Source organism: Caulobacter sp. GW821-FHT11E10 (assembly GCF_058808375.1).
The window spans coordinates 103,747-130,152 of the sequence record NZ_JBXARP010000009.1; the positions used below are offsets into that span (position 1 = coordinate 103,747).

Sequence of the window (26,406 nt, forward strand, 5' to 3'; positions counted from 1 at the left end):
CTCGCTCAACAACACCGTCATAGGGACGCGGTAAGAAGTCACTTTCCCGAGCGTCACTCGACACAAGCGCCATGGCCGAAACCGTCACCATCTCTCGCGAAATCTTCCAGCGTCTGCGGGCCCGTCTGCCGGCGGTCACCCGCGAGCATCTGTTCGATTGCTACGCCATCAGCGAAACCACCTGGACCAAGCTGCGGGACGGCAAACCCGTGAAGCGATCGACGCTGGATCGTGTGCTGGCCAAGCTCCAGGCGCTCGACGCCCGTGTAGCCGCCTAGTAGACATTATTTCCGATAATATATCTTAGACGATGTATTGATCGGAATGCCTGGAGCGAATGCCTGGAGCGGTAGTCGGACGGCCAGCGGCAATCGCCCCGGCCGCCCGGTCCCGTTCAAGTCTTTTTCGATTTCTTCGAAGAGCTTGCGGCCAGGTTCAGCCCGACCGCTTCACGAACAAGGCCCTTGAATGCGGCGCCATCAATCTCGGCGCCTTCCGGGAAATCGATCGCGCGGCGCGTGTTGCCCTCGAGGCTGGAATTGAACAGGCCTGACGGATCGGCCAGCGAGGCGCCCTTGGCGAAGGTCGTCTTCACGGCCTTCTTATAGGTCTCGCCGGTGCAGATGATCCCATCGTGGGACCAGACCGGGATGCCCCATTTCCATTCCTCGACAACCTCGGGATCAGCTTCCTTGATGAGCGCGCGCAACCGGGCCAGCGTCTGGCCGCGCCAGTCGCCGAGTTCCTGGATCGCTCTATCGATCAGTTGCGCGGCTGGAACGCCTTCGTCTTCGGGACGGGTCTTTTTCATGGGTCTCGTCGCTCGTGGGTTACATGTGTTCGCCGGGTAACCGGCTGGCTTGTTCGATCCAGTCGGTCAGCTGATCCTCGTCCAGCGGCTCGCCTTCGTGGATGTGAAGGTAGCGCGTGTCCCCGCTCTTGGAGCCGACCGGCGGAACCGGGCTCAGCAAGGCGCCACGGAAGAACGCCACTTTGATGTACTTGTTGAAGCAGTGAAGGCTGAGGAACCAGCCGCCCTGCCCCTCGACGCCGTAGAACGGGGAGTTCCATTTGACGGCCTTGCGGACGTTCGGGATGGCGTTGCTGACCAGGCTATCGAGGCGGCGGCCCACGGCGCTCTTCCAGCCCGGCATGGCGGCGATATAAGCCTGGATCGGCCCCTCGCCCTCTCCCTTGGCGATCTGGGGGTTTCCGCCCGAAAGCAGCCGGGGCGCGTCCGCGGTCATTTCGCGCCCGCCTGGTCGGCGCGTCCTCGGATGAGGTACGGCAGCGCGAACAGGTAGAGGCCCGTAACCAGCAGCAGGATCAGCGGAACCAGCGCCAGCAGCCCGACCCAGGCGGCAGGCTGGCCTTTGCCCGTGCTCATGACGACGATGTAGGTGATGACGCCCAGCGTGAAGGCGATCGACAGCCAGCGGTGGATCTGGCGAACCCATTTGTTCATTTGAACCTCCCTTCGAAGAGTGTCAGTCCAGCCGCGCCAGCAGCTGCTCGAGATTGCCGAAGAAGGTCTTCCAGCCGGCATGGGCGCCGCCGAAAGCCTGCTTCTGATCCGGACGGAAGCCAACCTGCTCCATGCGCAGATGCGTCCCTGCTCCCGTTGGCGTCAGCGTGAAGGTCACGACGCTTTCGAGATCATAGGCCGGATCGTCGTGCTTGAAATTCCACGTGTAGGAGAGTGTCTGGCTGGGCTCGACGGTCAGCACCCCGCAGTCCAGCACCCCGCCCCATTCGCCGCGCAGATTGAACTGGTGGCCGACAACAGGCTGGAAGTCGTTCTGCATCAGCCACTCTGAGATCAGATGCGGCTGAGTGAGCGCGCGCCAGAGCTTCTCCGGCGGGTGGGAAATCTCGCGTTCTACGACGACGGAGCGCGTTTCGGTCATTGGTCCATCCTGTTGAGAAGGTCTTCGAGTTTGTCGAACCGGGCCTCCCAGAAGCCGGTCATCTGGCGCGTCCAGTCGACCAACGGCGACAAGGCGCCGAGCTGCGCGCTGTAGTGCGTCTGGCGACCCTCGTGGCGGTCGCGCACCAGCCCGGCCAGCTTGAGGACGCCAAGATGCTTGGAGACGGCCGGCTGCGAAACACCAGCCTGCAGCGTCAGGGCGCCGACGGTCTGTTCGCCCTCCCGGCACAGGCGCTCGAAGAGAGCCCGCCGCGTTGGGTCGGCTAGCGTCCTGAACAGCAGGTCTTGGGCGGCGGAAGTCGCCAACTCATAACTCCTGGGCTATGAGTTAATTCATAACCGTAGAGATATGGGTTGGTCAACAGGCTATCTCACAGGTCGCCGCAGGTCCGGAGAGACGCTCAGGAGATTTCGATAAGTAACTGAATCTATCTAGAAATATTCCCTTCTGGGAGAATCTTTCACCAGGCGAACGTCCCAGCCGCCCTCGCTGGCAAGGTCGTCTTGAAACGGTTGGCGCCCTCAGAGATCGCGAAGGTAGCCGGTTGGGCGCCCACGTTCAGGACGATCAAGACACGGCCGCCATCGCGATTCTGGAACGCTACGGTGCGCAGATCGCCAATCGTGGCCGGCGAGCCGATCCGCACCGCGCCGGGCTTCACGAACCGGCTGGCGTGACCGAAAGCGTAGTATTCCTGGGTGCGGGTGATCGCTCCCGTCTTGCTGTCGATCGAGACGACGCCACGGCAATCGCCGCAGCCGCCGGCGTGCGGGCCGAACTTCTCGTCCAGGACCAGGTTCCACATCAGGACGCCCCGCGCGCCGCCGCGCGTAGAGCCGATGATCAGTTGCTCGACCATCCACGAGAAGCTCTCGTCGAACTTCGGCGACCATTCCCCGCCCGAGCACTCGGTGAAGAACACGTCCTTGTCCGGATGCGCCGCCCTCACCTTCTCCTGGGCCGAGACCTCGCCCGCGTAGCAATGCCAGGCCACGCCCGCCAGGAAAGCCTTGGCCTTCGGATCGGCGAGCACCGTCAGGGGCTGCTGCGGTTGGTCCCAGTTGTGATCCCAGTCGAGCACCTTGGTCGTGATCTTTTCGCGCTTGAACACCGGCGCCAGGTTCTCGCCGAAGAACCGGGCGCGGTCTTGTGGCTGCCAGCGCATGCCGGGATAGTTCTCCGGCTCGAAGTCCGGCTCGTTCTGGATGCTGAGATAGTCGGTGGGCACCCCGACCTTGGCGGCCTCGCGGATGTAGCGGCCGAAGAAGTCGGCATAGACCGGATAGGCGTCGGGCTTCAGTTGGCCTTTCACCAGCGAGCCCGTGGTCTTCATCCAGGCCGGCGCGCTCCAGGGGGAAGCCATGACCTTGAGATCGGGATTGATCTTCAGGGCCGCGCGCACCGTTGGGAAGACGTATTGCTGCGGCCGCGCCAGCGAGAAGTGCTCCAGCTTCGGGTCCGTCGCGCCGCCCGGCGCCCCAGGGGGAACATCGTCGAGACTGTAGTGGTCCAGCGAGAAGTCCGACGCGCCGATCGTCAGGCGGGTGAAGCTGAAGCCAAGCTCCCCTGCCCCACGCCCATACAGTTCGCGCAGCAGGGCGTCGCGCTGTTGCGCCGAGAGCTTGTTCTGGATGAGCCAGGCCGAGGCGTCGGTGATCGCCGCGCCAAAGCCGACGATCGACTGGTGACGCTCCTTAGGATCGACGGCGATGGTCGGCAGGCCGGCGATGTCGCCAGCCGCCGCCACGCCGGACGGAGCCTGGGCCGTCAGGAGTTGGCTCTTGTCGCCCGTTGTGACCCAGGCCTTCAGCTTCGGCGCGGCCAAGGCAGGAGAACTGGCGTTCGCGCCAAGAAGCACGGTGACCGCGACCGCGGTTTTCAGGAGACGCATCACGGCTTCCTCGACCAGGCCTTCAGGTTTGCCTTGCCGCTGAGAACGGCGTCACCCGCGCTGCGACCGACATAGAGCGAGTAGCCGCCGGCGGAGATCGACCAGCCCGGATTGGCGGTGTCGTAATCGGCCAGAATCCGGGGCTCGACGGTCAGCGTCACGCGCTTGGTTTCGCCGGGCGCGAGGTCGACCTTCTGGAACCCCGCGAGACGCACCATCGGCCGGCGCTGGCCTGCCGTGACATAGAGCTGTGGCGTGTCGGCGCCCGCCACCTTGCCGGTGTTGGTGACGTCGAAGCTGACCTTCAGGGAGTCGCCGTCCTCGACCTTGAGGTTCGCGTAGCCGAAGCTCGTGTACGAAAGGCCGTAGCCGAACGGATAGAGCGGCTGGCGTTTCTCCTGAGCGTACCAGCGGTAGCCGACGGCCGCGCCCTCGACGTACTTCACCGGGAAGGCCTTGATCGGACCGGCCTTCTGGCCCGCGCGGCGCGCGTCGTCGATGGCGGCCTGCTCGGCGAAGCCCGGCGCGCCGGCGCGGGGCGCCTGATCAGCGGTCTTTGGGAAGGTCATGGCCAGGCGGCCCGACGGATTGACCTCGCCGAACAGCAGGCGAGCAATGGCTTGCCCGCCGCGCTGGCCGGGATACCAGGCCTGTAGAACCGCGCCGACGCGATCGAGCCAGGGCATGGTCACCGGGCCACCGGTCTCCAGCACGACGATGGAATTCCTGTTGGCGGCGGAGACCGCCTCGATCAGGGCGTCCTGGTTGTCGGGCAGCACGATCGAGGGGGCGTCCTGGGCCTCGGTCTGCCAGTGCCAGGCGAAGACGATGGCCACGTCAGCGTCCCTGGCGGCGGCCGCGGCGGCGGCCGGATCCTTGCCGTCGACATAGACCACCTGAGCGCCCGGCGCGGCAGCCTTGATCGCCTCGAGCGGCGAAGAGGCGTGCCAGGTGACACGAACGAACGAGGCTGCTTCACCGCCGTTCAGCGGGATTTCGACGGGCGCGCCGCCGACCGAGCGCACCTGGGACGAGCCGCCGCCGGAAATGACTCCGACGTCGGCATGGGCGCCGATCAGGACGATCTTCTTGGCGGTCTTGGCCAGGGGCAGCAGGTTGCGATCGTTCTTCAGCAGCACCGAGCCGCGCTCGGCCACGGCCTGGGCGACCTTGGCGTGGGCGTCGTAATCAATCGGTTGGGCGGTCGCCGGGGTCGGGTGGTCCATCAGGCCCGAGGTGATCACCCCGTGCAAGATGCGGCGGACCATGTCGTCGAGACGCGCCTGGCTGACCTCGCCCTTGGCCACGGCGGCCTTCAGGTCGTCGCCGAAGAAGATCTGGGTGTCGAGCTCTTGACCCGACTGCTGGTCGAGGCCCGCGAGCGTGGCCTTCACCGTGCTGTGCACCGCGCCCCAATCGGACATCACCCAGCCCGGATAGTTCCAGTCGCGCTTGAGCACCTTGTTCAGCAGGAAATCGTTCTGGCAGGCCCAGTCGCCATTGACCTTGTTGTAGGCGCACATGACCGAGGCCGGATTGCTCTTCTCGACGGCGATCTGGAAGGCTAGCAGGTCGCTCTCGCGCAGGTCGGCCTCGTCGATCTGCGCGTCCATCACATGCCGGCCGGTCTCCTGGGCGTTCAGGGCGAAGTGCTTGATCGTCGAGACGATGTGGTTGCTCTGCACGCCCTTGATCTGCTCGCCGGCCATCTCGCCGGCCAGCAGTGGGTCTTCGCCCAGATATTCGAAATTACGGCCCGCCCACGGGTCGCGGGTCAGGTTCACGCCGCCGGCCAGCAGGACGTTGAAGGTCTTGGCGCGAGCCTCCGAGCCGATCATCGCCCCGCCCGCATAGGCCAGCTTCGGCTCGAAGGTGGAAGCCAGCGCCAGGCCCGATGGCAGGGCCGTGGCGACGTCGCCCTTGCGCTGCTCGACCTGGTTGGCCACGCCCAGGCTGGCGTCGCTCTGGCGCAGGGTCGGGATCTTCAGGCGCGGAACGCCCGGCACATAGCCGGCCGAGGGGATCATGTCGGCCGCCACCGTCTTGGTCATCGGCGGAAACAGGCCGTGCAGATATCTGATTTTTTCGTCGAGGGTCATCTGCTTGACCAAGGCGTCAGCGCGAGCCCAGGCCGGGTCGTTGGCGCGGGGCGCCAGCGGGGCGCTGTCCTTGGTCGGCATGACCTGACCCAGCGCGCCCGACACCGGAGCGAAAGAGAGCAGCGCCACGGCGGCGGTAGTCCGGCACAGGATCCGCAAGGCGGATGAAGGCTGGGCGGCGGTCGTCATGGCGTTACTCCGGACAGGTGGTTCTAAGGGGTGGGAACTGGCGGTGCCTGGCAGGCATGGGCCACGAAGTCGGCGTGGCTCGGCATCACGTTCAGGCACTTGCCGATGACGGCTTCGATGTTGCCGAGATAGCGGGCGATCTCTTCGTCCGAGTGGACGCGGACCAGCGGGTCATAGCCGCGCGGGATGACGCCCTGGCCTAGAAAGACCTGGATCCAGCTCTCCTCGGTGAAGAGCTCGTCGTCCTCGCGGAACACCCGGCCGTTGGCGCGGAAGAGGTCCATCTTCCGCTGCAGGGTCGCGGGGACTTCCATGTCGCGGCAGTAGCGCCAGAACGGCGTGTCGTCGCGCTCGGTGGCCTTGTAGTGCAGGATGATGAAGTCGCGGATGCGCTCGTACTCGAAGTCGCTCTGACGGTTGAACTCGTCGATCGTGGCCTGGTCGAAACCGGCGTCCGGCAGCAGGCGGACCATGCGGATCACGGCCGACTGGATCAGGTGCAGGCTGGTCGACTCCAGCGGTTCCATGAAGCCACTGGCCAAGCCTACTGCGACGCAGTTCTTGTTCCAGATCTTCTTCCGCTTGCCGGTCTGGAAGCGGATGCGCAGCGGATTGGCGCGCTGGGCGCCGTCCAGGTTCGACAGCAGGACGCGCTCGGCCTCGTCGTCGTCGATGTACTGGCTGGAATAGACGTGGCCGTTGCCTGTGCGGTGCTGCAGCGGGATTCGCCACTGCCAGCCGGCGTCATGCGCCGTCGAGCGGGTATAAGGCGTGAAGTGCTCCGAGCGGTCGCACGGCACCGCGATGGCCCGGTCGCAGGGCAGCCAGTGCGTCCAGTCCTCGTAGCCGGTCTTCAGCGCCTGCTCGATGATCAGCCCCCGGAAGCCCGAGCAGTCCACGAAGAGATCGGCGGCGATCACCTCGCCGTCATCCATGGTCACCGATTGCACGAAGCCGTCGTCGGGACGCAGGGTGACGTCGACGATCTTGCCCTCGCGACGTTTGACGCCGCGCGCCTGGGCGTAGACCGACAGGTGCTTGGCGTAGAGGCCCGCGTCGAAGTGGAAGGCGTGGGCGATGTGACCGATGGGGGACTCGGCCATGTCCGCCCGGGCGCGCATGAACTTGCCCTCAAGCGCCATGGCGTTGTTGATCGAGAGATTGTCGAACGGCCCCGCGTGGCCCAGTTCGCGCATCCGCAGCCAGTACTGGTGGCAACGCAGCCAGCCCAGGTCCTGACCGAGGACGCCGAAGCCGTGCAGATAGTTCTCGCCCTTGCGCCACCAGTTCTTGAACTGGATGCCCAGCTTGAACGACCCCTGGGTCTTGCGCAGGAAATCGTCCTCGTCGAGGCCGAGCAGTTCGTTGAACTTCTTGATGGCGGGGATGGTCGCCTCCCCTACCCCGACGGTGCCGATGTCCTCGGACTCGACGAGCACGATCTCGTAGAGGCCCTGGAAAAGGCGCGAGCAGAGCGCCGCCGTCATCCATCCGGCGGAGCCGCCGCCGGCGATCAGTATCTTCTTGAGCGGTTGCAACCACCCGCCTCCCGTTGAGCGGAAGGTCGAAGGGCCAAAGCCCCCTCGCCTTCACTGGTTCTTGTCGGTCGGGTCCGGCCGCTCCGTGGAGCGACCGGACCCAAGCCTTGATTAGAACCGATAGTTGACGCCGAACAGGATCTGACGGCCGTACTTCTCGTAGGTCTCTGGCAGCGTGCCGCCGTTGCTGGTCTGGGTGCCGCCAGCGTCCAGACCCAGGCGGGTCCGATACGGCGTGTTGGTCAGGTTGTTGACCTGCAGCAGGAAGCCCAGGTTCTCCATCGGACCGTCCTGGAAGGTATAGCCGATCTGGGCGTCCACCTGCTTGTCGGCCAGGATCTCGGTGAAGCCGCGCGTCGCGAACAGCTGCACCACTTCACCCTTGAAGGCGGAGCGATAGCGCTGGCTGATGCGCGCCTGGAAGCCGCCGCGCTCGTAGTAGCCCGTGAGATTGTAGACCGTGCCCGACAGGCCCGGGATGCGAACCTTCGCCTTCGGATCAGTGCTCGTGGTCGGGTTCAGGTTCGACTTGGTCAGGGACAGGCTGCCCTGCATGCCGAAGCCCTTCAGCAGGTCGGCGAACTGGCCAAAGTCCACCGCGCCGCTGAACTCCAGGCCCTTGACCACGCCGCCGTTGCCGTTGGCCGGGAGGGTCATCTGGCCGATCGGGCTGATTGTGATGCCCGGCGGGATAGCCGAAGCGGTCGTCGGCAGCGGAACGCCGGTGAAATCGAACGTGCCGGTCTGGGTGTAGATGTAGGTGTCGAGCTTCTTGTAGAAGCCGGCCACCGACAGGTAAGTCGCGGGGCTGACGTACCACTCGTAGGCCAGGTCAGCGGCCTTGGCCTCCCACGGACGCAGGTGTGGGTTGCCGCCGCTCGCCGACCATGGATTGACCGTCGTGCCGGGCGCACAGGGTTGGCCCGAGCAGACCAGCGAGTTGAAGCCCGGCGTCACGTTGGCGCGCATGTCGTCCATGCGCGGGCGCGCCATGGTTTTGGACAGGGCGAAGCGCAGGCGATGGCCGCCGCCCAGGTCGTAGATCAGGTTCAAGCTGGGCAGAACGTCGGTGTAGTCGTCCTTGGTGCGGATCTTGGTCGGGGTGATCGGCTTACCCGGCTCGGTGCCGTTGATCACGATACCGGTCGAGGCCTGTTCCTGCTTGACCACCTGGACGCCCAGATTGCCGCGCAGGTCGCCGACCTGGAAGTTGGCGCGGCCAAACAGGGTCGTGACCTTCTCGGTGATGTCCCAGGTCTTGTCGTAGTAGTTGGCGTCGAGGATCGGCGCCCAGTTGTAGTACTTGCGCCAGGCGTCGCCGATATTGACGCTGAGCACACTGCCGAAGCCCGCGAAGCCCAGGCTGGTCGGGTCGACCAGGTCGGCCGCGTCGACATAGACCTGCTGGCGACCGTTCTTCAGGAACAGATCGTTGTCCGAGACGGTCTTGCCCTTGTCGCGCTTGGTGTGGTTCACGCCGGCGCTGACTTGGGTGATGAAGCCGTCCATCTCGTGCTCTAGGCGCACGTCGATGGTCGAGACGTCTTCCTTGACGTGCGGGAAGCGGATGGCGCCGTCGTGGCCCCAACCGCCCCAAGGCGCGCGGTCGCCCAGCGTGACCTTGCTGGCGTCGGCGTAGTTCAGCCCCTCATCATATTGCGAGAAGCCGCTGTCGGCGACCTGGAAGCCGATGGTGTCGTAGGTGCGGCCGATATCCGGCGTGGCCGGCGTGACGCCACCGACGCCGCGGCCGTAGCCCGCGTACGTCTCCATGATCTGTTCCTTCCGCTTGTTCGACGAATAGGACAGATCGGCGACCAGCTTGGTGCGCTCGGTCAGCTGGAACTCGTTGTTCAGGCCGGCCGCGAACAGCTGGTCCATGCGGGTGTTGTAGTCGTTGCGCAGCTGCGGGACGCCGTTGTGCAACACGCCGCTCCGAGCGAATTGCGAGCCGCCCAGATCCTCGGTCTTCACGTCGGTGAAGGTGGCGTTGTCGGCCCAGCCGTTCGAGAACCACTGCGCCCCGCGCGTCGCTTCCTTCTGGCGGAACGTCGAGTAGTAGAGATCCAGGGTCGAATGGATCTTGTCGTTCGGCTGGTACTCGAAGATGCCGATCGCCGCGTCACGCTTGTTGAAGCGCGAGGTGGCGAAGAGCTCCTGGCCGTTCAACATCAGGGCGTTGTCGGCGCTGTCGGGCGTGACGGCGAAGCCGAAGGCCTCGTAGCCATAGGCCTTGTAGTGCTTCACCTGCGACGGCGAATCCAGGTGGGCGTAGCCCAGGGCGACACCGATCGTGCCGTCCGCGAACTGGTTGATGTAGCTGGCGCTGTAGCGGCCGCCCCAGTTGCTGATGTCGTCGTTCAGCTTTTTGCCGGCGGTCTTCTCGCCCCGGATGTTCACGGCCAGGGCGCGTTTGCCGTAGGCCAACGGGCGCACGGTGCGCAGGTCGGCGGTGCCCGACAGGCCCATGCCCGAGACCTGGGCGTCCGGCGTCTTGTAAATCACGACGCTGGACAGCAGTTCGGAGGGATACTGGTCGAACTCGACGGCGCGGTTGTCGCCTGAGCTGGCCTGCTGGCGGCCGTTCAGCAGCGTGGTGGTGAAGTCAGGCGCGAGGCCACGGATCGAGATCACCTGAGCGCGGCCGTTGACGCGCTGGGCGGCGAGACCAGGCAGGCGTGCGATCGACTCGGCGATCGAGACGTCCGGTAGTTTGCCGATGTCTTCGGCCGAGATCGCCTCGACGATCGAGGTCTCGTTCTTCTTGATGTTGATCGAGTTCTCGATGCCGGCCTTGATGCCTGTGACCACGATGGCCTCGACGGTGTCGTCGGCCGGCTTGGCCTGATCGGCCGTCTGGGCCCAGGCCACGCCCGGGCCGGCAATGGCCAGGGTGATCGCGGCCGCCGAGGCCGTGGTGAAGAATCGCTGGATGGACGGACGCGTGCCGCTCGTCATGCGGTTTCGCATAAAGCTCTCCCCTCTGAACTCGCCCCTGCGGCGGCGATTTCTTGTTTTTGTCGTGAGGCCCATTACGGCCGTGGAAGCGCTTCCATGGAAGCGCTTCCAATAACGTACGGGCCCGACAACGTTGTCAAGATCGAAACAATTCCGAAACAGGAACGATCGGGAGTGACGTTAGTTCGCGGCGGTGGTCTGGCGCGAAACGACGGCGTGTTCCAGCAGGTGGAACACGGGTTCGGGCGCCGAATTGGCCCCGGTCAACCTGGCGACCAGAAGTTCGACGGCGCGCTGGCCCAGCACCTTCACCGGCTGATGGACAGTGGTGAGCGGCGGCCAGACGATCGCTGCGACAGGAGCGTCGTCAAAGCCTGTAATCGACAGGTCCTTGGGGATGCTGAGGCCCCGCGCGTGAGCCGCCGAAAGCACGCCCGCGGCCATGTCGTCGTTGGCGCAAACCAGGGCCGTCGGCCGCAGCGGATGGTCCAACAACCGGGGCGCCAGATGGGTCCCGGACCGGAAGGTGAAATCACCGCGAACCATGGCGTAGTCATCCGCCCCAAGACCATGCTCGGCCAAGGCGCGTTGGAAGCCTTCCAGGCGGCGATCGGCCGAAAGGTGTCCCTCGAGCCCGGCGATGAAACCGAATCGCCGATGGCCCAGGCGCAGTAGCTCGCGGGTGATATCGTAGCCACCGCCCTCGTCGTCGACACCGACGCCATCGAACCGACCCTTGGCCGGCCCGCCGGGCGACACCGTCACGACCTTGCAGCCCTGGGCCAGTACGGCTTCGATCAAGGCGACGTCGTCGCTGTAGGGGGGCGACAGGATCAGGCCTTCGCAGCGCTGGGTCGTGATCAGCTCCAGCACCCGCTTGTGGCAGTCGGGCGTCTGATCCGGAACGTTCTGGACCAGCACCTGATAGCCCAGAGCGAGGCAGGCCCGCAGGGCGCCCAGCTCGAGGGCGGATTCGTAGTACGAGTTCGGATCGTTCTCCGGGTCTGAAGCGAACACGAAGGCCAGCAGCCGGCTGGTGCCGCCGGCCAGGCTACGGGCCTGGGGGTTGACCTTGTAGTCCAGCGTCTCGACCGCCTGCATGACGCGGGCGCGCACCTCGTCGCGAACATTGGGCCCCCCGTTGAGCACTCGAGACACCGTCACGCGCGCCACGCCCGACAGGCGGGCGACGTCGTCGATGGTTGGTCTCTTACTCGTCAAGTGGCGCTCCCCTCAGAGGGCGGGAAGATGGTCAGGAAAACGGTTCAACACAAGCGGCTCAGCCTGTTGGATCGTTCGTTGGCGGCGGCCCGAGACCCGGGACCTCTGCTGCTTCGGTCGGACCAATAGCTCCATATTGGCATGACCAATAATTGACAAGCTTCGTTACTGGCCAGATATCTTGTCGCAACGCCGACGACGTATGTCGACGAACAAGTATCCTGGGAGGCCGATTTGAAGACCGCATGGCTCGCCGCGTGCGCCCTGACCACCATCGCGTCCGCCGCGCATGCCGCTGACTACGGCTTGCTGGGGCCGACCTTCGGCAAGGGCGCGGTTTCATCGGCGCTTTCGCAGACCGTCATCTCCCGCGCCACCGCCGCGCTGGACCGACCGCCGGGCGCGATTCCGCAATTGCACACGGAAGGCACCTTGCCGGGCAAGGGCATCCGCGAGATCAGCCTGAAGGCCAAGGAAGACCAGCCGATCGTCCTCAACCTGGCCATTGCCTGGCGACTGACCGGCGATCGCCGCTTCCTGGACGCGACCGGCCGCTATCTCGAGAACTGGGCCGACGTCTACCAGATGTCGTTCAACCCGATCGACGAGACGGGCTTCGACAACCTGATCATGGCCTATGACCTTACCGAGGACGACCTCCCCGCTCCTATCCGCGCGAAAGTCGACGTGTTCTGGCGTAGGATGGCGGTCGGCTATCTCGACGCTATGGATGGCAAGCCGCGCAACTGGAACACAAACTGGCAGAGCCACCGCATCAAGATAGCGACGATGGCCGCCTTCCAGACCGGGGACGCCAAGATCATCGATCGCGCCCGCAAGGCGTTCCAGGCGCAAATCTCGGCGAACCTCCACGCCGACGGCAGCATGTTCGACTTCCACGAACGCGACGCCCTGCACTACGTGACCTACAACCTCGACCCGTTGATGATGGCGGCCTTGTCGGCTCGGGCGCACGGCCAGGACTGGTACGGCTGGAAAAGCCCCTCGGGCTCCAGTCTGCCGAATTCGCTGGAGTGGTTGGCTGCCTATGCCCGGGGCGAGAAGACCCATATCGAATTCGCCAATTCCAAGATCCAGTTCGACCGCGATCGCGCCGCCGCCGGTCAGAAGGAGTACGCGCCACACCCGTGGGACGTCTCCAACGGCGTCGGCACCTACAGCCTCGCCAGCCTGGCGGACGCGCGCTACCTGCCCCTGCGGGACGACCTCGTGAAGCGAACGGGCAAGCGTCCGCCGGTCTGGGCCGAGATCCTGCGCGCCTCGCAAACGCCCGTGCGCTGAGCCGCGTGTTGACCCTGCTCCTCCCGCCTGCGCCAATCCTGGCGGGAGGACTTGATGACTCGCACTAAACGCATCCTGACTGGCGCGGGCCTCGGCTCGATCGTCGTGCTCCTTCTGGCCGCCTATTTCGGTTCGCCGGTGCTGGCCCTGCACAGCCTGACCGCCGCGGCCAAGGCGGGCGACCGGGCGAAGCTGGAACGCGGAATCGACTTCCCGGCCGTTCGTGAAAGCCTGAAGAGCCAGCTCAAGGCGGCGATGACGCGGTCTATCGACCAGGATCCGGGGCTTCGCGACAATCCCTTCGCGGCCCTGGGGCAACTGCTGCTCGGCGGCGTGGTCGACAAGGTGGTGGACACCTATGCCACCCCCGACGCGATCGCCAACATGGTGGCGACGAACCGCGCACCCCGCGACCTCCCGGTGACGACATCGAACGCGCCGGCCGCCCCGGTTGTCGAACAACCCGGGCCAGAGCCCGCGGCCACGCCGGACAAAAAGTCCAAGACCGAAGTCCACTACGGATACCAGGACCTCAACCACTTCCGCGCCACCTACCGCGACGGCGGCGACCCGCCTGGCGACGAATTCGGCTTGGTCCTCGAGCGTCGGGGTGTGTTCAAGTGGAAGCTGGTGCGGATCGAGCTATCGCCAGATCTCGGCAAGCGCTGAGCCGCGCCAAAGGGCCCTATCGGGATCTCTCCAAGCCCGCGATAGCGGCGAGCGCGGCGATGTCGAAGGTCTGTTCCAAGGCGGCGGCGATCTCATCCAGCGCATGGTCGACGCGAGCGGCCTGATCGACGCCGTCCGAGGCCGCCCCCAGTTGGGCCAGCAGCGCCGCCCTCGCCTCGCCTCGGTCGAAGAGGCCATGGACGTAGCATCCCCGCACGCGTCCATCGTCCGAGACGGCGCCGTCGAGGGTCCCGTCGGCGAAGGTCAGCATCGGGCTGACAGCGCCGGTCGTGCGGCCGACATGCATCTCGTAGCCTTCGAAGTCGCCACCGCCGGCCAGTTTTCCAGTGACGGGACCGAGCGTCTTGTCGCCGGTCATGATCGTCTCGACGTCCAGCAAGCCAAGCGCCTCGACCGAGTCTGGCGGGCCCTCGACGCCATCAGGATCGGATAGGCGGCGGCCCAGCATCTGATAGCCACCGCAGACGCCCAGCACGCGACCGCCCCGTCGAACATGCGCCCGCAGATCGATGTCCCAGCCCTGGGCGCGGAGGAACGCCAGGTCGGCCAGAGTGGCCTTAGTGCCCGGCAGGATCACCAGGTCGGCGTCTCCCGGCAGCGGCGTTCCCGGAGGGACGAAGGCGAACTCGACCTCGGGCTCGGTGCGCAGGGCGTCGAACTCGTCGAAATTGGCGATCCGCGAAAGCATAGGAACGACAACGCGGACCTTGCGACCGCCCGCGCCCGCCAAACGGTCCAGCACCACGGCGTCCTCGGCGGGCAACCGCCGCGCCGCCGCCAGCCAAGGAGCCATGCCGAGGTCGGCCCAGCCCGTGCGGCGGACGATCTCGGCTCGGCCGTCATCGAAGAGGCTAGGATCGCCGCGGAACTTGTTGATCAGGAAGCCGCGAACCATGGCGCGGTCAGCCTCGTCCAGAACGGCATGCGCGCCGACCAGCGCTGCGATGACGTGGCCGCGATCGATGTCGCCGACCAGAACCACAGGCGCATTCACGGCGCGCGCAAAGCCCATATTAGCGATATCGCCGACCCTCAGATTGATCTCGGCCGGGCTGCCGGCGCCTTCGACGATGACCAGGTCGCTCTCGGCTTCCAGCCGGCGGAAGCTCTCGACCACGGTGTCGAGCAAAGACGCTTTGCGCTCCTGATAGCCGCGGGCCTGCCAGGTCCCAGCCATTCGGCCGCGCACGATCAACTGAGCGCCGACGTCGCTCTGTGGCTTCAGCAGCACTGGGTTCATATCGACAGTCGGCGGCGTTCGGCACGCGATCGCCTGCAGCGCTTGGGCGCGACCGATCTCGCCGCCATCGGCGGTGACGGCGGCGTTGTTGGACATGTTCTGCGGCTTGAACGGACGGACCGTCAGCCCCCGGTTGGCGAACAGTCGGCAGAGCCCCGCGACCAGCACTGACTTGCCGACGTCGGAGCCGCATCCCTGGATCATCAACGTGGCCATGCGAATCCTCCCGCGACCAGCATCAACCAGACCCGCTCGTTGAAGCGAAGGTGGAATCCGGCGACCGCCACAGATCCGGATAGGCGGCCGTCGCCTCTTGGCGACGGCCACCCTGCCGACAGGCGTCGATTGGGGGAATCGACGCCACGGCCCGGGACTAGAACCGTGCGCGCAGGCCCAGGAAGGCCCCGCGTCCCGGCGTCCCGTAGTTCAGGATGGTCTGGTAGTCCTTGTCGAACGCGTTCTCGACGCGGCCGAAGACTTCGAGGCCCTCGCTGATGGGGTACGACGCCCGCAGGTCAACCGTGGTGTAGCTGGCCACGGCCTGGGTGTTGGCGTCGTTGTTGTAGGTCTTGCCGACACGGCGCGCCGCCACCGTGGTCGAGAGCCCCACCGGCCAGCGATAGGTCGCGGACAGGTTGGCCATGTTCTTCGGGCGGCGGGTCAATTGCTTGCCGCTCGTCGCGCCAGAGGCGGATTCGGCGTCCGTGTAGGTATAGTTGCCGGTAAGGGTCAGCCCCTGGACCGGCTTCAGCTCGCCAATGAGCTCCAGCCCTTGGGCCTTGGTTTTCTGCAGATTTCGGTAGTAGCCGAAGCGGAAGACGCCGCCTGGCGTGCACAGCGGATCGGTCGAACCCGACGAACACGAGAAGAAGCGGATCTCGTTGTCGGCCTCGCGATGGAACCAGGTCGCCGAGGCGCGGGCCTTGCCGCCGAAGAAGCGCTGCTCGACACCGGCGTCCCAGCTGTCGAACTCCTCTGGCGAGAGCGTCAGATTGCCGTACTCGCTATAGAGCTCGTAGAGCCCCGGAGCGCGGAAACCCTGGCCGAAGCTGGCGCGCAACACGGTGTTCCCGTCATTCAGCGCCCAGGCGGCCGAAGCCTGGCCCAGGGTGTGCGAGCCATAGGTGTCGTGATCCTCGTGGCGCAGGCCAGCGGTCAGGGTCAGGCCCTGGGTCACTTCGGCCTGCAGTTGGCCGTAGACGCTGTCGACACCGACGCGGCCGGTTCGGAACGCCGGATTGGGGGTAAAGGTCGACGGCGAGCGGGTGCGCATCCGCGATCGCTCACTTTCGGCGCCGAACGTCGCGGTCAGGGTCTCGGAGATCGCGAAGGCGCCCTGGTATTCCCAGCGCTTGTTCTTGCCGGCCGAGTCGAAGCTCAACGGAACGGTTGGGCGTGCCGGGTTGATGTTCTGGCGATCGGTGTCGGTGTAGGCGTAGCCGAGACGATTGTTCCAGCGACCATCCAGCAGGGCGAAATTCAGCCCGCTATAGACGACTAGTTCCTCGGTGCGGCCGAACTCCGGGCTATCGACATTGAAGCCGTCGAAGTCGTTCTTGCCCTTCGAATAGACCGAGCGAACCTCGGCCGAAACGGTGTCGCTGAGCGCCACGCGGACACGGCCGGAAAGGCCCGAATTCTGGTAGCCGTCCTTCTCCTTGCCCGGCTTGTACGAGGAGAAGCCGTCGGTGGTGTAGTAGCCGCCGGCGACGCGCCAGATGATCTTGTCGCTCGCACCGCCGACACCGGCTCGCAGATAGCCGGTCTTGCGCGCGCCGGCCTCGACGTCGACCGAACTGGCGAACGGCGCGGTCGGATCGGCGGTCACGATGTTCACCACGCCGCCGATGGCCTGGCTGCCCCACAGGGTCGACTGGGCGCCGCGCAGGATTTCGATACGCGAGATATCGCCGACGAGCAGGTTGCCGCTATTGAAGGCGCCCTGGGTCGAGGACGGGTCGTTCAGCTTGACTCCATCGATCAGGACGACGGTGTGCTGGGTCTCGGCGCCACGGATGTAGAGGCCGGTGGCCGCGCCCGGCCCGCCGTTGCGGGTGAAGCTGACGCTGGGGGCCTGGGCCAGCAGTTCCGACACTGAAATCGCCTGGCTCGCCTCGATAGCGGCCTGGGTCAGTACGGTGACGGAAGCGCCGACCTTCTCGATCGGCTGGGCCGTGCGGGTCGCGGTGACGACCAGTTCGGCGACGCCGTTGGCCCCGGTCGCCCCGGCGACGTCGGCTTCCGGCGCCTTCTGGTCATCGGCCATGGCCGCGCCAGCAATGAGGACGGTGGAGAGTGCGGTTGAGCTCAGAAACGCTCGGATCATGTCTTCTCTTTCCCAGTTGAACGACCCGCGCGCCGACCGGGACGCACTCGCAAGCTGGAAGCCACGCGTACGCCCCGGACCGTCGCGCGGTCCTTTGACTGTCGTTTCTCGGGAAATCCCGTTCGTTCGGCGCACCCCGGCCGAGCGATGAACGACTGCGCCGGGCAGGTCTCCTGGCTCACGGGTCATCGCTCTTGGCGTCGCCTTCCCAGGGTTTGAAGACCCCAGTGGCATGTGACGCTAGAACTCGCCGCTTACAGTTGCGGGGGCAGCCGAGGTGTTGAACCTCGTTCCCTTTTAATCCTCTTTCGAGGAGCCTGGTGCGTGTTCAGCCCTATATGTTGCGCTGCACACCGTCAATGTGGAGCTTCCATGACCGTGGCGCCCGCGCTTGGCGCGGCCCTTTCGGTTGACGCTCGGGTCATGCGCACGGGGGCTGGCGCTCGTCGAACAATGCTCGCACACTCGTTTGAAACAGCCGTCCAACGGCTTGGTGTGCGAGCGCGATCAACAGCGCGCGGGGAGGAGTAACAGTATGTCCGACCGACGTTCGTCCTGGACGCTGGCCGCGTTCGCCGCGCCTTGCATTCCCGTCGCGGCCATGGGCCTGCCGCTGGTGGTCTACCTGCCCGAGTACTACATCAACTCTCTGGGGCTTTCCCTGGGCGCGGTGGGCGCGGCGTTCCTCATCGTCAAGCTGGTCGACATCATCTTCGATCCGATCGTCGGAGGGATGCTGGACCGCACGCGCACGCGGCTGGGCCGCTTCCGGCCTTGGCTGATCGGTGGCACGCCCCTGATGGCGGCCGGCGTCTTCGCCCTGTTCATGGCCAAGCCGGGCGTTGGCCCATTGTACCTCTGGTTCTGGTTGGCCGTGGTCTATGCCGGCTATTCGATGGTGTCCCTGTCCCAGACCGCCTGGGGCGCGGTGCTTTCCAGCGACTACCAGCAGCGTTCACGCGTCTATGGCTGGTGGCAGGCCGGCAACGTGGTGGGCATGATCCTGGTGCTTTGCCTGCCGCCGCTGATCACGGGCGTCCTGAAGGGCGACCACATCGCCAGCATCCGCGCCATGGGCTGGTTCATCGTCATCCTGGCGCCCCTGACGGTGCTGCTGGCCGTCACCACCGTCGGCGAGCCTCCCCCGCCGCCCCGGCACGGCCAGACGGGCTTGAAGCAGTATCTGAATCTGCTGACGCGTCCGTCGGTTCAGCGCCTGTTGATCGCGGACCTGCTGATGGGCCTGGCGCCCGGCATCGCGGGGACGTTGTTCCTGTTCTTCTTCGAGCGCATCAAGCACTTCGACAAGACCCAGGCCGGGGTGCTGCTGCTGATCTACTTCCTGGCCGCCCTGGCCGGCGCGCCGTTATGGCCGATCCTGGCCAAGCGGGTCGGCAAGCACCGAGCGCTGATCGTAGCCGCGATCCTCTACGCCGCGGTCCAGGTCTCGGTGGTGTTCACCCCGGCCGGCAACTCGGCGGTCGGTATGATGGTGCTGGTCCTGGCGGGCCTGCCCTACTCCGCCGCGCCGCTTCTGGTGCGATCGATGATGGCCGACATCGGCGATGAGGAGCGCTTGGCGAGCGGCGTCGACAAGACCGGCCTGCTCTACGCGATCGTCACGGGCACGGTGAAGCTGGGCTATGCCCTGGCCGTCGGCGTCTTCATCATCCTGGGCTCGCTCGGATTTGATCCGAAGGCTTCGACGCCCGTCGGGGACGCGGCCTTGATCGGACTCTACGCTTTTGCGCCGGCGGCTCTCGGACTGCTGGTCGCGGCGATCATGCTACGCTATCCGCTGGATGCGAACCGTCTTGCCGAGATCCAACGCCAACTCGCGGCGCGGGACGCGGCGACGGCTTCGTCCGCGTCCGCAGCCGAGCCCGATCCGAATGCCATCATCGCCCCCGCCGAGTGAAAACCAGCACCCGCTCTTCCGCCTTATCGAGATCATGGCGCGGCTGCGCGACCCGGACGGCGGCTGCCCCTGGGATCTGGAGCAGACCTTCGCGACGATCGCGGCCTATACGGTTGAGGAAGCCTATGAGGTCGCCGACGCCATCGAGCGCAACGACCTGCCGGAACTGAAGGAAGAGCTTGGCGATCTGCTGCTGCAGGTCGTGTTCCATTCGCGCATGGCCGAGGAACAGGGCGTGTTCGACCTCAAGGACGTCGCCGCCGCCATTTCCGACAAGATGATCCGTCGCCACCCGCACGTGTTCGGCGACCATGCCTACGATGATTTGTCGGCGCAGGTCGCCGGTTGGGAACAGCTGAAGGCCGAGGAACGCCAGGCCAAGGCCAAGACAGGGGTCCTGGACGACGTCCCGACCGGCCTCCCCGCCCTCACCCGCGCCGTGAAGCTGACCAAGCGCGCGGCGCGTGTCGGATTCGACTGGCCGACGGCCGCCGAGGTCCTTGCCAAGCTGCGCGAGGAAACCGAGGAAATCGCGGTCGAGATCGAGGCCGGCGACATGGCCAAGGCGCGGGAGGAACTGGGCGACATCCTGTTCGTCTGCGCCAACCTGGCTCGCAAGCTCGACGTCGACCCCGAGGACGCCTTGCGCGCCACCAACGCCAAATTCACCCGCCGCTTCGCCTTCGTGGAAGCAGGGCTGGCCCAGCGTGGCAAAACGCCGGACCAGTCGGATCTCGCGGAGATGGACGCGTTGTGGAACGACGCCAAGGTGGCCGAGAAGGGCTGACGCCTATTCGCCGGCGGCCTCGACCACGGCATCTGGAAACTGTCGCTCGAACCGCCCCAGAGCCTGAGTGTCCAGGCGGGCCACCAGGCGAACCTCACCGGAGGGGCCGTCATAACGGCTCAGCACGCGGCCATTGCGATAGATCCAGGCCAAGGCCTGACCGTCATGAGCCCCGAGTTGCACCTCGACTGGCGGGGAGTCGTCGATCAGACCGCTGATCCGGCGAAGCAGCGCCTCGCACCCCTCGCCCGTGACCGCCGAGACCGGCGAAGCGCCGACGCGACGGGCATGGCCTTCGATGACCTCTCGGTCCTCTTCGGCCAGAAGATCAACCTTGTTCCAGACCTCGACGAGGGTCTTGCCGCTGTCGAGCGTGACGCCCAACTCCGCCAGCACGGTCTGGACATCGCGGGACTGAGCCTCGCTGTCGGGATTGGCGACGTCGCGGACGTGCAGGACCACGTCGGCCTCCTGCACTTCCTCGAGCGTGGCGCGGAACGCCTCGACCAGTTCGTGCGGGAGATCCGAGATGAACCCGACGGTGTCCGACATGATCGCCGGGCGGCCGTCCGGCAGCTTCACGGTGCGCAAGGTCGGGTCCAGCGTCGCGAACAGCATGTCCTTGGCCAGGACCTCGGCCTCGGTCAGGCGGTTGAACAGCGTCGACTTGCCGGCGTTCGTGTAGCCGACCAGCGCGACGGTCGGATACGGGACCTTCTTGCGAGCGCTGCGATGCAGGGTCCGCGTGCGCCGAACCTCTTCGAGCTCTTTCTTGAGCTTGAGGATGTTGTCGCGGATCAGGCGGCGATCCAGCTCGATCTGGGTCTCGCCAGGGCCGCCCGTATTGCCGGTGCCGCCGCGCTGCCGTTCCAAGTGAGTCCAGGTGCGGACGAGGCGCGAGCGCTCGTATTCGAGCCTGGCGAGCTCGACCTGCAGGCGGCCTTCACGCGTACGGGCGCGACGGGCGAAGATCTCGAGGATCAGCCCGGTGCGGTCCACGACCTTCACCTTCAGCGCCTTTTCGAGATTGCGCTGCTGGATTGGCGTGAGTTGGTCGTCGAAGACGGCGACGTCGATGTGCTCGACCTCGCAGATCGCGGCGAACTCTTCGATCTTGCCCTTGCCGAACAGGGTCGCGGGCGTGACCGCGCGCAGGGGCGCGATCATCGTCTCGACGACTTCGAGATCGAGCGCGACCGCGAGGCCAACGGCTTCCTCGAGCCGGGCATTGGGATCCCGGGCTTCGAGGGCCGCCTGGCCGCGCAATTGCCGCGACGGATGGATGACGAGCGCCTTCAGGATCGGCGCTGCGTGGTCAATCGACCTGGATGTGGATTTGGACAAGCGTCTCTAAATTCAGTCGTCGGAGTCGGCGCTGGGTTCGTAGAGCTGAACGGGCTGCGCCGGCATGATGGTGGAGATGGCGTGCTTATAGACCAGCTGCGACTGGCCGTCGCGACGCAGAAGGACGCAGAAATTGTCGAACCAGCTGACCACGCCCTGCAGCTTGACGCCATTGACGAGGAAGATGGTGAGCGGCGTCTTCGACTTGCGCACGCTGTTCAGGAAGGTGTCCTGAAGGTTTTGCTTCTTTTCGGCGGACATCGGGGGTTCCCCTCTTTTGTTATCGGAGGGCCACACGCCCCCCACACACAAGGTCATGCTAGATGATTTTCCGCTGAAAGCGACACGCTCTCAGCGAAAAATTCCGCAAGTTCGCGCAACGTCGAACCATCATCGCCGAATATTGATCCGATCTCAGACGGCTTTCTGTCGCGCGCGCTCGATATAGGACCGCCGGAGGCCAATAGCTATGGGGCCGGGTTGGCCATTTCCAAGTTTCACGCCATCGACCTCGATGATTGGCGTCACCAGTGAGCCGGCGCCTGTAATGAAGGCTTCCTTGGCCGCCTGGGCCTCGGCGATCGTGAACGGCTTTTCGCTGATCGGCAGACCGGTTTCGCGGATCACCTCCATCAGGGTCGAGCGGGTGATGCCGCGCAGGATGTTGGCGTTGGTGTCGCGCGTGCGCAGCATGCCTTCGGCGTCGATGATCCAGGCGTTGGACGAAGCGCCTTCGGTCACCAGACCCATGTCGTCGACAAACCACGCCTCGATCGCGCCCCGCTCGCGGGCTGCCTGCTTGGCCAGGGCGTTGGGCAAGAGACCGATCGATTTGATGTCGCAACGTCCCCAGCGGTTCTCCGGGACCGAGATCACCGACGCGCCCTTGGCGGCTTTGGCCTCGGTGGCGGCGCGATCCAGCGACTTGGCGGTGATCACCACCGATGGGGGCACTGACGGGTTCGGGAAGGCGTGATCACGACGCGCCACGCCGCGCGTGACCTGGATGTAGCACAGGCCTTCGCGCACCTTGTTACGCCGGACAGCTTCACGCAGCACCAGGGTCAGGGCCGCCTCGCTCATCGGATGGGCGATGCGCAGTTCGTCGAGGCTGCGCCAGAGGCGGGTGAAATGCCCCTCGGCGTCGGCCAGCTTGCCGTCGAACACGGCCCAGACCTCGTAGACGCCATCGGCCAGCTGGTAGCCGCGATCCTCGATATGAACGGCGGCCTCGCCGTGGCGTACGAACCGGCCGTTCACATAGGCGAAGCGCGACATCTACTCTTCCTCTTCAGCGCGGGCGCTGGCCACGCCCAAGGACTTCAGCTTGCGGTGCAGCGCCGAGCGCTCCATGCCAATGAAATTGGCCGTGCGCGAGATGTTGCCGCCGAACCGCAGGATCTGAGCGTTCAGGTACTCGCGCTCGAACAGTTCACGGGCCTCGCGCAGCGGCAGGGCGATAATCCGTTCCGCGCCGATCGCGCCGGCATTGCCGGTGCTGGGCTGGTCCGAGGCCGACAGCATCTCGGCGGTGATCACATCGCCTGGTTCGCCAGAAGCCAGGATCAGCATGCGCTCGACGTTGTTGCGCAGCTGGCGGACGTTGCCCGGCCAGGTCTGGACCTGCAGCGTCGCTAGAGCGTCCTCGCCCAGGCGACGACGCGCCAGGCCCGTGGCTTCGCTGATCCGCTCGACGAAGAAGTTGATCAGCTCCGGGATGTCCTCGCGACGCTCGGCCAGGCCGGGCACGCGCACCGGCACGACGTTCAACCGGTGGAACAGATCTTCGCGGAACCGGCCGGCGGCGATCTCGTCGCGCAGATCGCGTGAGGTCGATGAGATCACCCGCACATCGACCTGGACGTCATTGTCGCCGCCCACCCGGCGGAAGCGTTGCTCGACCAGCACGCGCAGGATGCGCCCCTGGGTCTCGCGAGGCATGTCGGCGACTTCATCGAGATAGAGGGTGCCGCCGTGAGCGCGCTCGAACACGCCGATCTTGCGCGGACGACCGTTTTCGCCCTCCTCGCCGAACAGTTCGACATCAAGGCGTTCCGGAGCCATGCCCGCGGCGCTGACGGCCACGAACTCCTGCCGAGACCGCGTACTGGCGCCATGGATCAGGCGCGCCACCAGCTCCTTGCCAGCCCCTGGAGGACCCGAGACCAGCACCCGGCTATTGGCCGGGGCGACCTTGAGGATTAACTGACGCAAGGCCTGGGCCGGCGCCGACTTGCCGATCAGGCCATCCGGAGCCAGGGTCTGGGTGCGCAGGCGACGGTTCTCGCGGCGTAGCCCGGCAGCTTCCAGCGCTCGCTCGACGACCAACAGCAGACGGTCGGACTTGAAGGGCTTTTCCAGGAATTCATAGGCGCCGCGCTTGATGGCGCTGACAGCGGTTTCGATATTGCCATGACCGGAGATCATGATCACCGGTAGGTCGGCGTCCAGCGCCTTGACCATGTCGAGCAGTTCGAGGCCGTCCATGCCGCCGCCCTGCATCCAGATATCCAGGACAAGCAAGGCGGGCTTGCGGGCGCGGATCGCGGCCAGGGCCTGGTCGGAATCGGCGGCCGTGCGCACCGCATAGCCCTCATCCTCAAGGATGCCGGCCACGAGTTCGCGGATGTCGGCCTCGTCATCGACCACAAGAACGTCGGCGCTCATATCATCTCCTCAACGCCACTCTGGGCCGCGACGGGCAGGCGCGCGGTCGTTGGAAACTTCAAGATCACGCGGGCGCCGGGGAGCGCGCGCGCGTCGGTCAGGGCCAGGCCGCCGCCATGGTCCTCCATGATCCGCTTGACGATGGCCAGGCCAAGGCCCGTGCCCTTCTCGCGGGTCGTTACATAGGGTTCGGTCAAGCGGTCGCGATCCTTGGTGGGCAAACCCACGCCATTGTCTTCGATCGTCACGCACAGCTCGTCCTCGCTCGAGAGCAAGGTCGCGGTGATGCGGCCCGACAGGTCGGGTTCGGCTTGTCGGCGCGCGCCGACCGCCTCGCCCGCGTTTTTAAGGGTGTTCGTCAGGGTCTGGCCGATCATGCGCTCGTCGCAGGTGATCCAGACGTCCTCGCCTCCCTGAGTTTCCAGCTTCACCTCGATGTCGGCGTCCTGGAAGCGCTGGGCGAACACGGCCTGGCGCAGCATCTCGGTCAGGTTGGCCGGCTCGAAGCGCGGCGCGGGCATCCGAGCGAAGGACGAGAACTCGTCGACCATGCGGCCGATGTCGCCCACCTGGCGGATGATGGTTTCGGTACAGCGGTCGAAGGTCTCAAGGTCGCTGGCGATTTCCTTGCGGTACTTGCGGCGCAGGCGCTCGGCCGACAGCTGGATCGGAGTCAGCGGGTTCTTGATCTCGTGGGCGATGCGGCGCGCCACGTCCTTCCAGGCCGCGTTGCGCTGGGCGGCGACCAGACGTGTGATGTCGTCGAACGTGAGCACCAGGCCCTCGGCGACGTGACCGGCGGCGCGCACCCGCAGGCGACGTGTCTCGCCCTCGCGCATGATGTCGACCTCGACGTCCGTGTCGGGCCGGCTCTCCTGAAGGGCCTGCATCACCGTTTCGAATTCCGGCGCCAGCTGGATCAGGTCGACGCCCAGGGCGTCGCCCGGCAGGCCTAGCAAGGCGACCGCGCGGCGATTGACGGCGGAGACGCGGCCGAGTTCGTCGAGACTGACCACCCCTGCGCTGACGCCCGACAGCACGGTCTCGATGAACTGGCGGCGTCCCTCGGCGTCGAGACTGGCCGCTTTCAGCGCCGCCTGCTGCAACTGCAGTTCGCTGGTCATCATGTTGAAGGCGTTGGAGAGCGCGCGGATCTCCTCGGGGCCCGTGTCGGCCTCCACCCGGGCGTCAAGATCGCCGCCGGACACCCGACCGGCGGCCTCGACGAGACCGGCGACCGGCCCCGCGATCGAGTTGGCGGCCGCGATGCCTACCCAGATCGCCGCGACCAGCACGAGTAGTGCGGTTTCCAGATAGCTGAGCCCGAAGATCGCCTGGATGCGTCCGCGGCTGCGCTCGGCGTCGCGATACGACACGAGCGCGTCCTGGGTTTCGATCAGGTGGTTCAGAATGCCCTTTTCGATCGGACGGACCACATAGAGATAGGCGTCCGGAAAGGCGTTGAGCCTGTACAGCGCCCGGAAGAGGTCGTCGGAGACGAAGCGCTGGGCGCTGACCTCGCCGCTGTCGGTGGCCGCGAAGCTAGACGGCGGCGGTGCGAGGAACGGCGGCACGTCGCCGATCTCGGCGCGCGCCAGGATCCGGCCGTCGCGATCCAGGACATAGGCTGCCGCGAAGCCCGCGTCCTTGGTCTGTTCGGACAGATAGTGACCGAACGCCACTGGAGACTGGCCCAGGCTCGGCGCGGCCTGGTTGAGGATGCCGGCCATCGGACCGATGTGCTCGGAGATGTATTTCGTCTGTTGCTCGACGTACGAGTTGGCGACCTTGGCCGAATTGCCGACCACGGTCTGGACGCGTTCGCTGAACCAGCCGTCAACGCCGCGATTGACCAGCACCCCAAAGAACAGCGCCACGATCACCGCCGGGGCCACGGCCGCCAGCGAGAACAGGCCGACGAAACGCAGGTGCAGGCGGGCGCCGGCGTCGCTGGCCCGCGCGTCGATCAGGTCATAGAGGCGAAGCCCCACGACGGTGGCCACGCCCAGGATCAACACCAGGTTCAGGCTCAGCACGACCAGGATGACCGTGCTCGCGGTGCTGATGGAGTCGGTCTTCGGCGGCGAGGAAGCCAGGGCGACGCCCGCGACCGTGAGAATCACGGCCAGGGCGTACCCGCCGCCGGTCAGGTAGCGCGATCGCAGAAGCTCTCGCCACCAGGCCCGGCTGAACCGGGTCGGCGGGTCTTCCGATCCCGTCGCGTAAGCCACTGAAGACATCGTCGTAGAGTTTAGGAGCGTGTGTCCTAAATTCAACAGCTATGTGCCGCGAAAGCTTCAGCTGACCG

The 26,406-nt window shown here is 65.8% G+C and carries 22 protein-coding genes and 1 riboswitch; of the genes, 5 read left to right on the top strand and 17 right to left on the bottom strand.

Features of this window, described 5'->3' with window-relative positions:
• Positions 1–71 precede the first annotated feature (71 nt).
• A complete protein-coding gene (locus AC1RRV_RS19130) occupies positions 72–278 on the top strand; it encodes a hypothetical protein (RefSeq protein WP_492861229.1) in 207 nt (68 codons plus the stop codon).
• Between the two features lie 116 nt (positions 279–394).
• Here the strand turns inward: AC1RRV_RS19130 and AC1RRV_RS19135 are convergent, their stop codons facing one another.
• The 10 genes from AC1RRV_RS19135 to AC1RRV_RS19180 all read right to left on the bottom strand — a co-directional run bounded on the left by AC1RRV_RS19135 (position 395) and on the right by AC1RRV_RS19180 (position 11,824).
• Entirely contained in the window at positions 395–811 is a 417-nt protein-coding gene (locus tag AC1RRV_RS19135; protein WP_492861230.1) for a DUF1801 domain-containing protein, read from the bottom strand.
• A gap of 19 nt (positions 812–830) precedes the next feature.
• Positions 831–1,247 carry a DUF1801 domain-containing protein gene (locus AC1RRV_RS19140; RefSeq protein ID WP_492861231.1) on the bottom strand — a complete coding sequence of 139 codons (417 nt, stop codon included), beginning with the start codon at positions 1,245–1,247 and terminating at the stop codon, positions 831–833.
• Positions 1,244–1,465, bottom strand: a complete 222-nt coding sequence (locus AC1RRV_RS19145; RefSeq protein WP_492861232.1) for a hypothetical protein — start codon at positions 1,463–1,465, stop codon at positions 1,244–1,246. The genes AC1RRV_RS19140 and AC1RRV_RS19145 overlap by 4 nt, the downstream gene beginning before the upstream one ends.
• Before the next feature lie 22 nt (positions 1,466–1,487).
• Entirely contained in the window at positions 1,488–1,907 is a 420-nt protein-coding gene (locus AC1RRV_RS19150) for an SRPBCC family protein (RefSeq protein WP_492861233.1), read from the bottom strand.
• Positions 1,904–2,233 carry an ArsR/SmtB family transcription factor gene (locus AC1RRV_RS19155; RefSeq protein WP_492861234.1) on the bottom strand — a complete coding sequence of 110 codons (330 nt, stop codon included), beginning with the start codon at positions 2,231–2,233 and terminating at the stop codon, positions 1,904–1,906. Before AC1RRV_RS19155 ends, AC1RRV_RS19150 begins: the two co-directional genes overlap by 4 nt.
• A gap of 155 nt (positions 2,234–2,388) precedes the next feature.
• On the bottom strand, positions 2,389–3,819 hold the full coding sequence (locus AC1RRV_RS19160) for a glycoside hydrolase family 30 protein (RefSeq protein ID WP_492861235.1): 1,431 nt from the start codon (positions 3,817–3,819) through the stop codon (positions 2,389–2,391).
• A complete protein-coding gene (locus tag AC1RRV_RS19165; RefSeq protein ID WP_492861237.1) occupies positions 3,819–6,107 on the bottom strand; it encodes a beta-glucosidase in 2,289 nt (762 codons plus the stop codon). Before AC1RRV_RS19165 ends, AC1RRV_RS19160 begins: the two co-directional genes overlap by 1 nt.
• A gap of 23 nt (positions 6,108–6,130) precedes the next feature.
• Positions 6,131–7,645 (bottom strand): tryptophan halogenase family protein, encoded by a 1,515-nt coding sequence (locus tag AC1RRV_RS19170; RefSeq protein ID WP_492861238.1) that lies wholly within the window; start codon positions 7,643–7,645, stop codon positions 6,131–6,133.
• Positions 7,646–7,756: 111 nt separating this feature from the next.
• The gene (locus AC1RRV_RS19175) at positions 7,757–10,615 is read right to left on the bottom strand and encodes a TonB-dependent receptor (protein WP_492861239.1); all 2,859 of its coding nucleotides are present in this window, start codon (positions 10,613–10,615) and stop codon (positions 7,757–7,759) included.
• Positions 10,616–10,783: 168 nt separating this feature from the next.
• On the bottom strand, positions 10,784–11,824 hold the full coding sequence (locus AC1RRV_RS19180; RefSeq protein WP_492861240.1) for a LacI family DNA-binding transcriptional regulator: 1,041 nt from the start codon (positions 11,822–11,824) through the stop codon (positions 10,784–10,786).
• Positions 11,825–12,058: 234 nt separating this feature from the next.
• On the opposite strand from AC1RRV_RS19180, the gene AC1RRV_RS19185 reads away from it, so the two are divergent.
• Positions 12,059–13,126: an alginate lyase family protein gene (locus AC1RRV_RS19185; protein ID WP_492861241.1), complete on the top strand. Its 1,068-nt coding sequence runs from the start codon at positions 12,059–12,061 to the stop codon at positions 13,124–13,126.
• A gap of 54 nt (positions 13,127–13,180) precedes the next feature.
• Positions 13,181–13,795: a DUF2939 domain-containing protein gene (locus AC1RRV_RS19190; RefSeq protein WP_492861242.1), complete on the top strand. Its 615-nt coding sequence runs from the start codon at positions 13,181–13,183 to the stop codon at positions 13,793–13,795.
• 16 nt (positions 13,796–13,811) lie between these two features.
• Here the strand turns inward: AC1RRV_RS19190 and AC1RRV_RS19195 are convergent, their stop codons facing one another.
• Positions 13,812–15,272, bottom strand: coding sequence for a cobyric acid synthase (locus AC1RRV_RS19195; RefSeq protein ID WP_492861243.1), 1,461 nt, complete (start codon positions 15,270–15,272; stop codon positions 13,812–13,814).
• 157 nt (positions 15,273–15,429) lie between these two features.
• Positions 15,430–17,382, bottom strand: a complete 1,953-nt coding sequence (locus AC1RRV_RS19200; RefSeq protein ID WP_492861244.1) for a TonB-dependent receptor plug domain-containing protein — start codon at positions 17,380–17,382, stop codon at positions 15,430–15,432.
• 146 nt (positions 17,383–17,528) lie between these two features.
• Positions 17,529–17,718: riboswitch (cobalamin riboswitch) on the bottom strand.
• Positions 17,719–17,917: 199 nt separating this feature from the next.
• Here AC1RRV_RS19200 and AC1RRV_RS19205 point away from each other — a divergent pair.
• Positions 17,918–19,300: an MFS transporter gene (locus AC1RRV_RS19205; RefSeq protein WP_492861245.1), complete on the top strand. Its 1,383-nt coding sequence runs from the start codon at positions 17,918–17,920 to the stop codon at positions 19,298–19,300.
• Positions 19,275–20,087 carry a nucleoside triphosphate pyrophosphohydrolase gene (gene mazG / locus AC1RRV_RS19210; RefSeq protein WP_492861246.1) on the top strand — a complete coding sequence of 271 codons (813 nt, stop codon included), beginning with the start codon at positions 19,275–19,277 and terminating at the stop codon, positions 20,085–20,087. The genes AC1RRV_RS19205 and mazG overlap by 26 nt, the downstream gene beginning before the upstream one ends.
• A gap of 3 nt (positions 20,088–20,090) precedes the next feature.
• Here the strand turns inward: mazG and hflX are convergent, their stop codons facing one another.
• From hflX to AC1RRV_RS19235, 5 genes are all read right to left on the bottom strand, one after another.
• Positions 20,091–21,431 carry a GTPase HflX gene (hflX, locus tag AC1RRV_RS19215; protein ID WP_492861247.1) on the bottom strand — a complete coding sequence of 447 codons (1,341 nt, stop codon included), beginning with the start codon at positions 21,429–21,431 and terminating at the stop codon, positions 20,091–20,093.
• Between the two features lie 12 nt (positions 21,432–21,443).
• The gene (gene hfq / locus AC1RRV_RS19220) at positions 21,444–21,692 is read right to left on the bottom strand and encodes an RNA chaperone Hfq (RefSeq protein WP_013079113.1); all 249 of its coding nucleotides are present in this window, start codon (positions 21,690–21,692) and stop codon (positions 21,444–21,446) included.
• Positions 21,693–21,845: 153 nt separating this feature from the next.
• A complete protein-coding gene (locus AC1RRV_RS19225; RefSeq protein ID WP_492861248.1) occupies positions 21,846–22,709 on the bottom strand; it encodes a D-amino-acid transaminase in 864 nt (287 codons plus the stop codon).
• Positions 22,710–24,098 carry a nitrogen assimilation response regulator NtrX gene (ntrX, locus tag AC1RRV_RS19230; protein WP_492861249.1) on the bottom strand — a complete coding sequence of 463 codons (1,389 nt, stop codon included), beginning with the start codon at positions 24,096–24,098 and terminating at the stop codon, positions 22,710–22,712.
• Entirely contained in the window at positions 24,095–26,338 is a 2,244-nt protein-coding gene (locus AC1RRV_RS19235; protein ID WP_492861250.1) for a sensor histidine kinase NtrY-like, read from the bottom strand. Before AC1RRV_RS19235 ends, ntrX begins: the two co-directional genes overlap by 4 nt.
• Positions 26,339–26,406 lie beyond the last annotated feature (68 nt).

What these genes read in the sequence shown, in the direction of transcription:
- AC1RRV_RS19225 (WP_492861248.1), bottom strand. Translation starts at nt 22,709, where the DNA reads ATGTCGCGCTTCGCCTATGTGAACGGCCGGTTCGTACGCCACGGCGAG.
- AC1RRV_RS19175 (WP_492861239.1), bottom strand. Translation starts at nt 10,615, where the DNA reads ATGCGAAACCGCATGACGAGCGGCACGCGTCCGTCCATCCAGCGATTC.
- AC1RRV_RS19165 (WP_492861237.1), bottom strand. Translation starts at nt 6,107, where the DNA reads ATGACGACCGCCGCCCAGCCTTCATCCGCCTTGCGGATCCTGTGCCGG.
- hfq (WP_013079113.1), bottom strand. Translation starts at nt 21,692, where the DNA reads ATGTCCGCCGAAAAGAAGCAAAACCTTCAGGACACCTTCCTGAACAGC.
- AC1RRV_RS19160 (WP_492861235.1), bottom strand. Translation starts at nt 3,819, where the DNA reads ATGCGTCTCCTGAAAACCGCGGTCGCGGTCACCGTGCTTCTTGGCGCG.
- AC1RRV_RS19140 (WP_492861231.1), bottom strand. Translation starts at nt 1,247, where the DNA reads ATGACCGCGGACGCGCCCCGGCTGCTTTCGGGCGGAAACCCCCAGATC.
- AC1RRV_RS19190 (WP_492861242.1), top strand. Translation starts at nt 13,181, where the DNA reads ATGACTCGCACTAAACGCATCCTGACTGGCGCGGGCCTCGGCTCGATC.
- AC1RRV_RS19145 (WP_492861232.1), bottom strand. Translation starts at nt 1,465, where the DNA reads ATGAACAAATGGGTTCGCCAGATCCACCGCTGGCTGTCGATCGCCTTC.
- AC1RRV_RS19195 (WP_492861243.1), bottom strand. Translation starts at nt 15,272, where the DNA reads ATGGCCACGTTGATGATCCAGGGATGCGGCTCCGACGTCGGCAAGTCA.
- AC1RRV_RS19205 (WP_492861245.1), top strand. Translation starts at nt 17,918, where the DNA reads ATGTCCGACCGACGTTCGTCCTGGACGCTGGCCGCGTTCGCCGCGCCT.
- mazG (WP_492861246.1), top strand. Translation starts at nt 19,275, where the DNA reads ATGCCATCATCGCCCCCGCCGAGTGAAAACCAGCACCCGCTCTTCCGC.
- AC1RRV_RS19135 (WP_492861230.1), bottom strand. Translation starts at nt 811, where the DNA reads ATGAAAAAGACCCGTCCCGAAGACGAAGGCGTTCCAGCCGCGCAACTG.
- AC1RRV_RS19130 (WP_492861229.1), top strand. Translation starts at nt 72, where the DNA reads ATGGCCGAAACCGTCACCATCTCTCGCGAAATCTTCCAGCGTCTGCGG.
- AC1RRV_RS19150 (WP_492861233.1), bottom strand. Translation starts at nt 1,907, where the DNA reads ATGACCGAAACGCGCTCCGTCGTCGTAGAACGCGAGATTTCCCACCCG.
- AC1RRV_RS19200 (WP_492861244.1), bottom strand. Translation starts at nt 17,382, where the DNA reads ATGATCCGAGCGTTTCTGAGCTCAACCGCACTCTCCACCGTCCTCATT.
- AC1RRV_RS19235 (WP_492861250.1), bottom strand. Translation starts at nt 26,338, where the DNA reads ATGTCTTCAGTGGCTTACGCGACGGGATCGGAAGACCCGCCGACCCGG.
- ntrX (WP_492861249.1), bottom strand. Translation starts at nt 24,098, where the DNA reads ATGAGCGCCGACGTTCTTGTGGTCGATGACGAGGCCGACATCCGCGAA.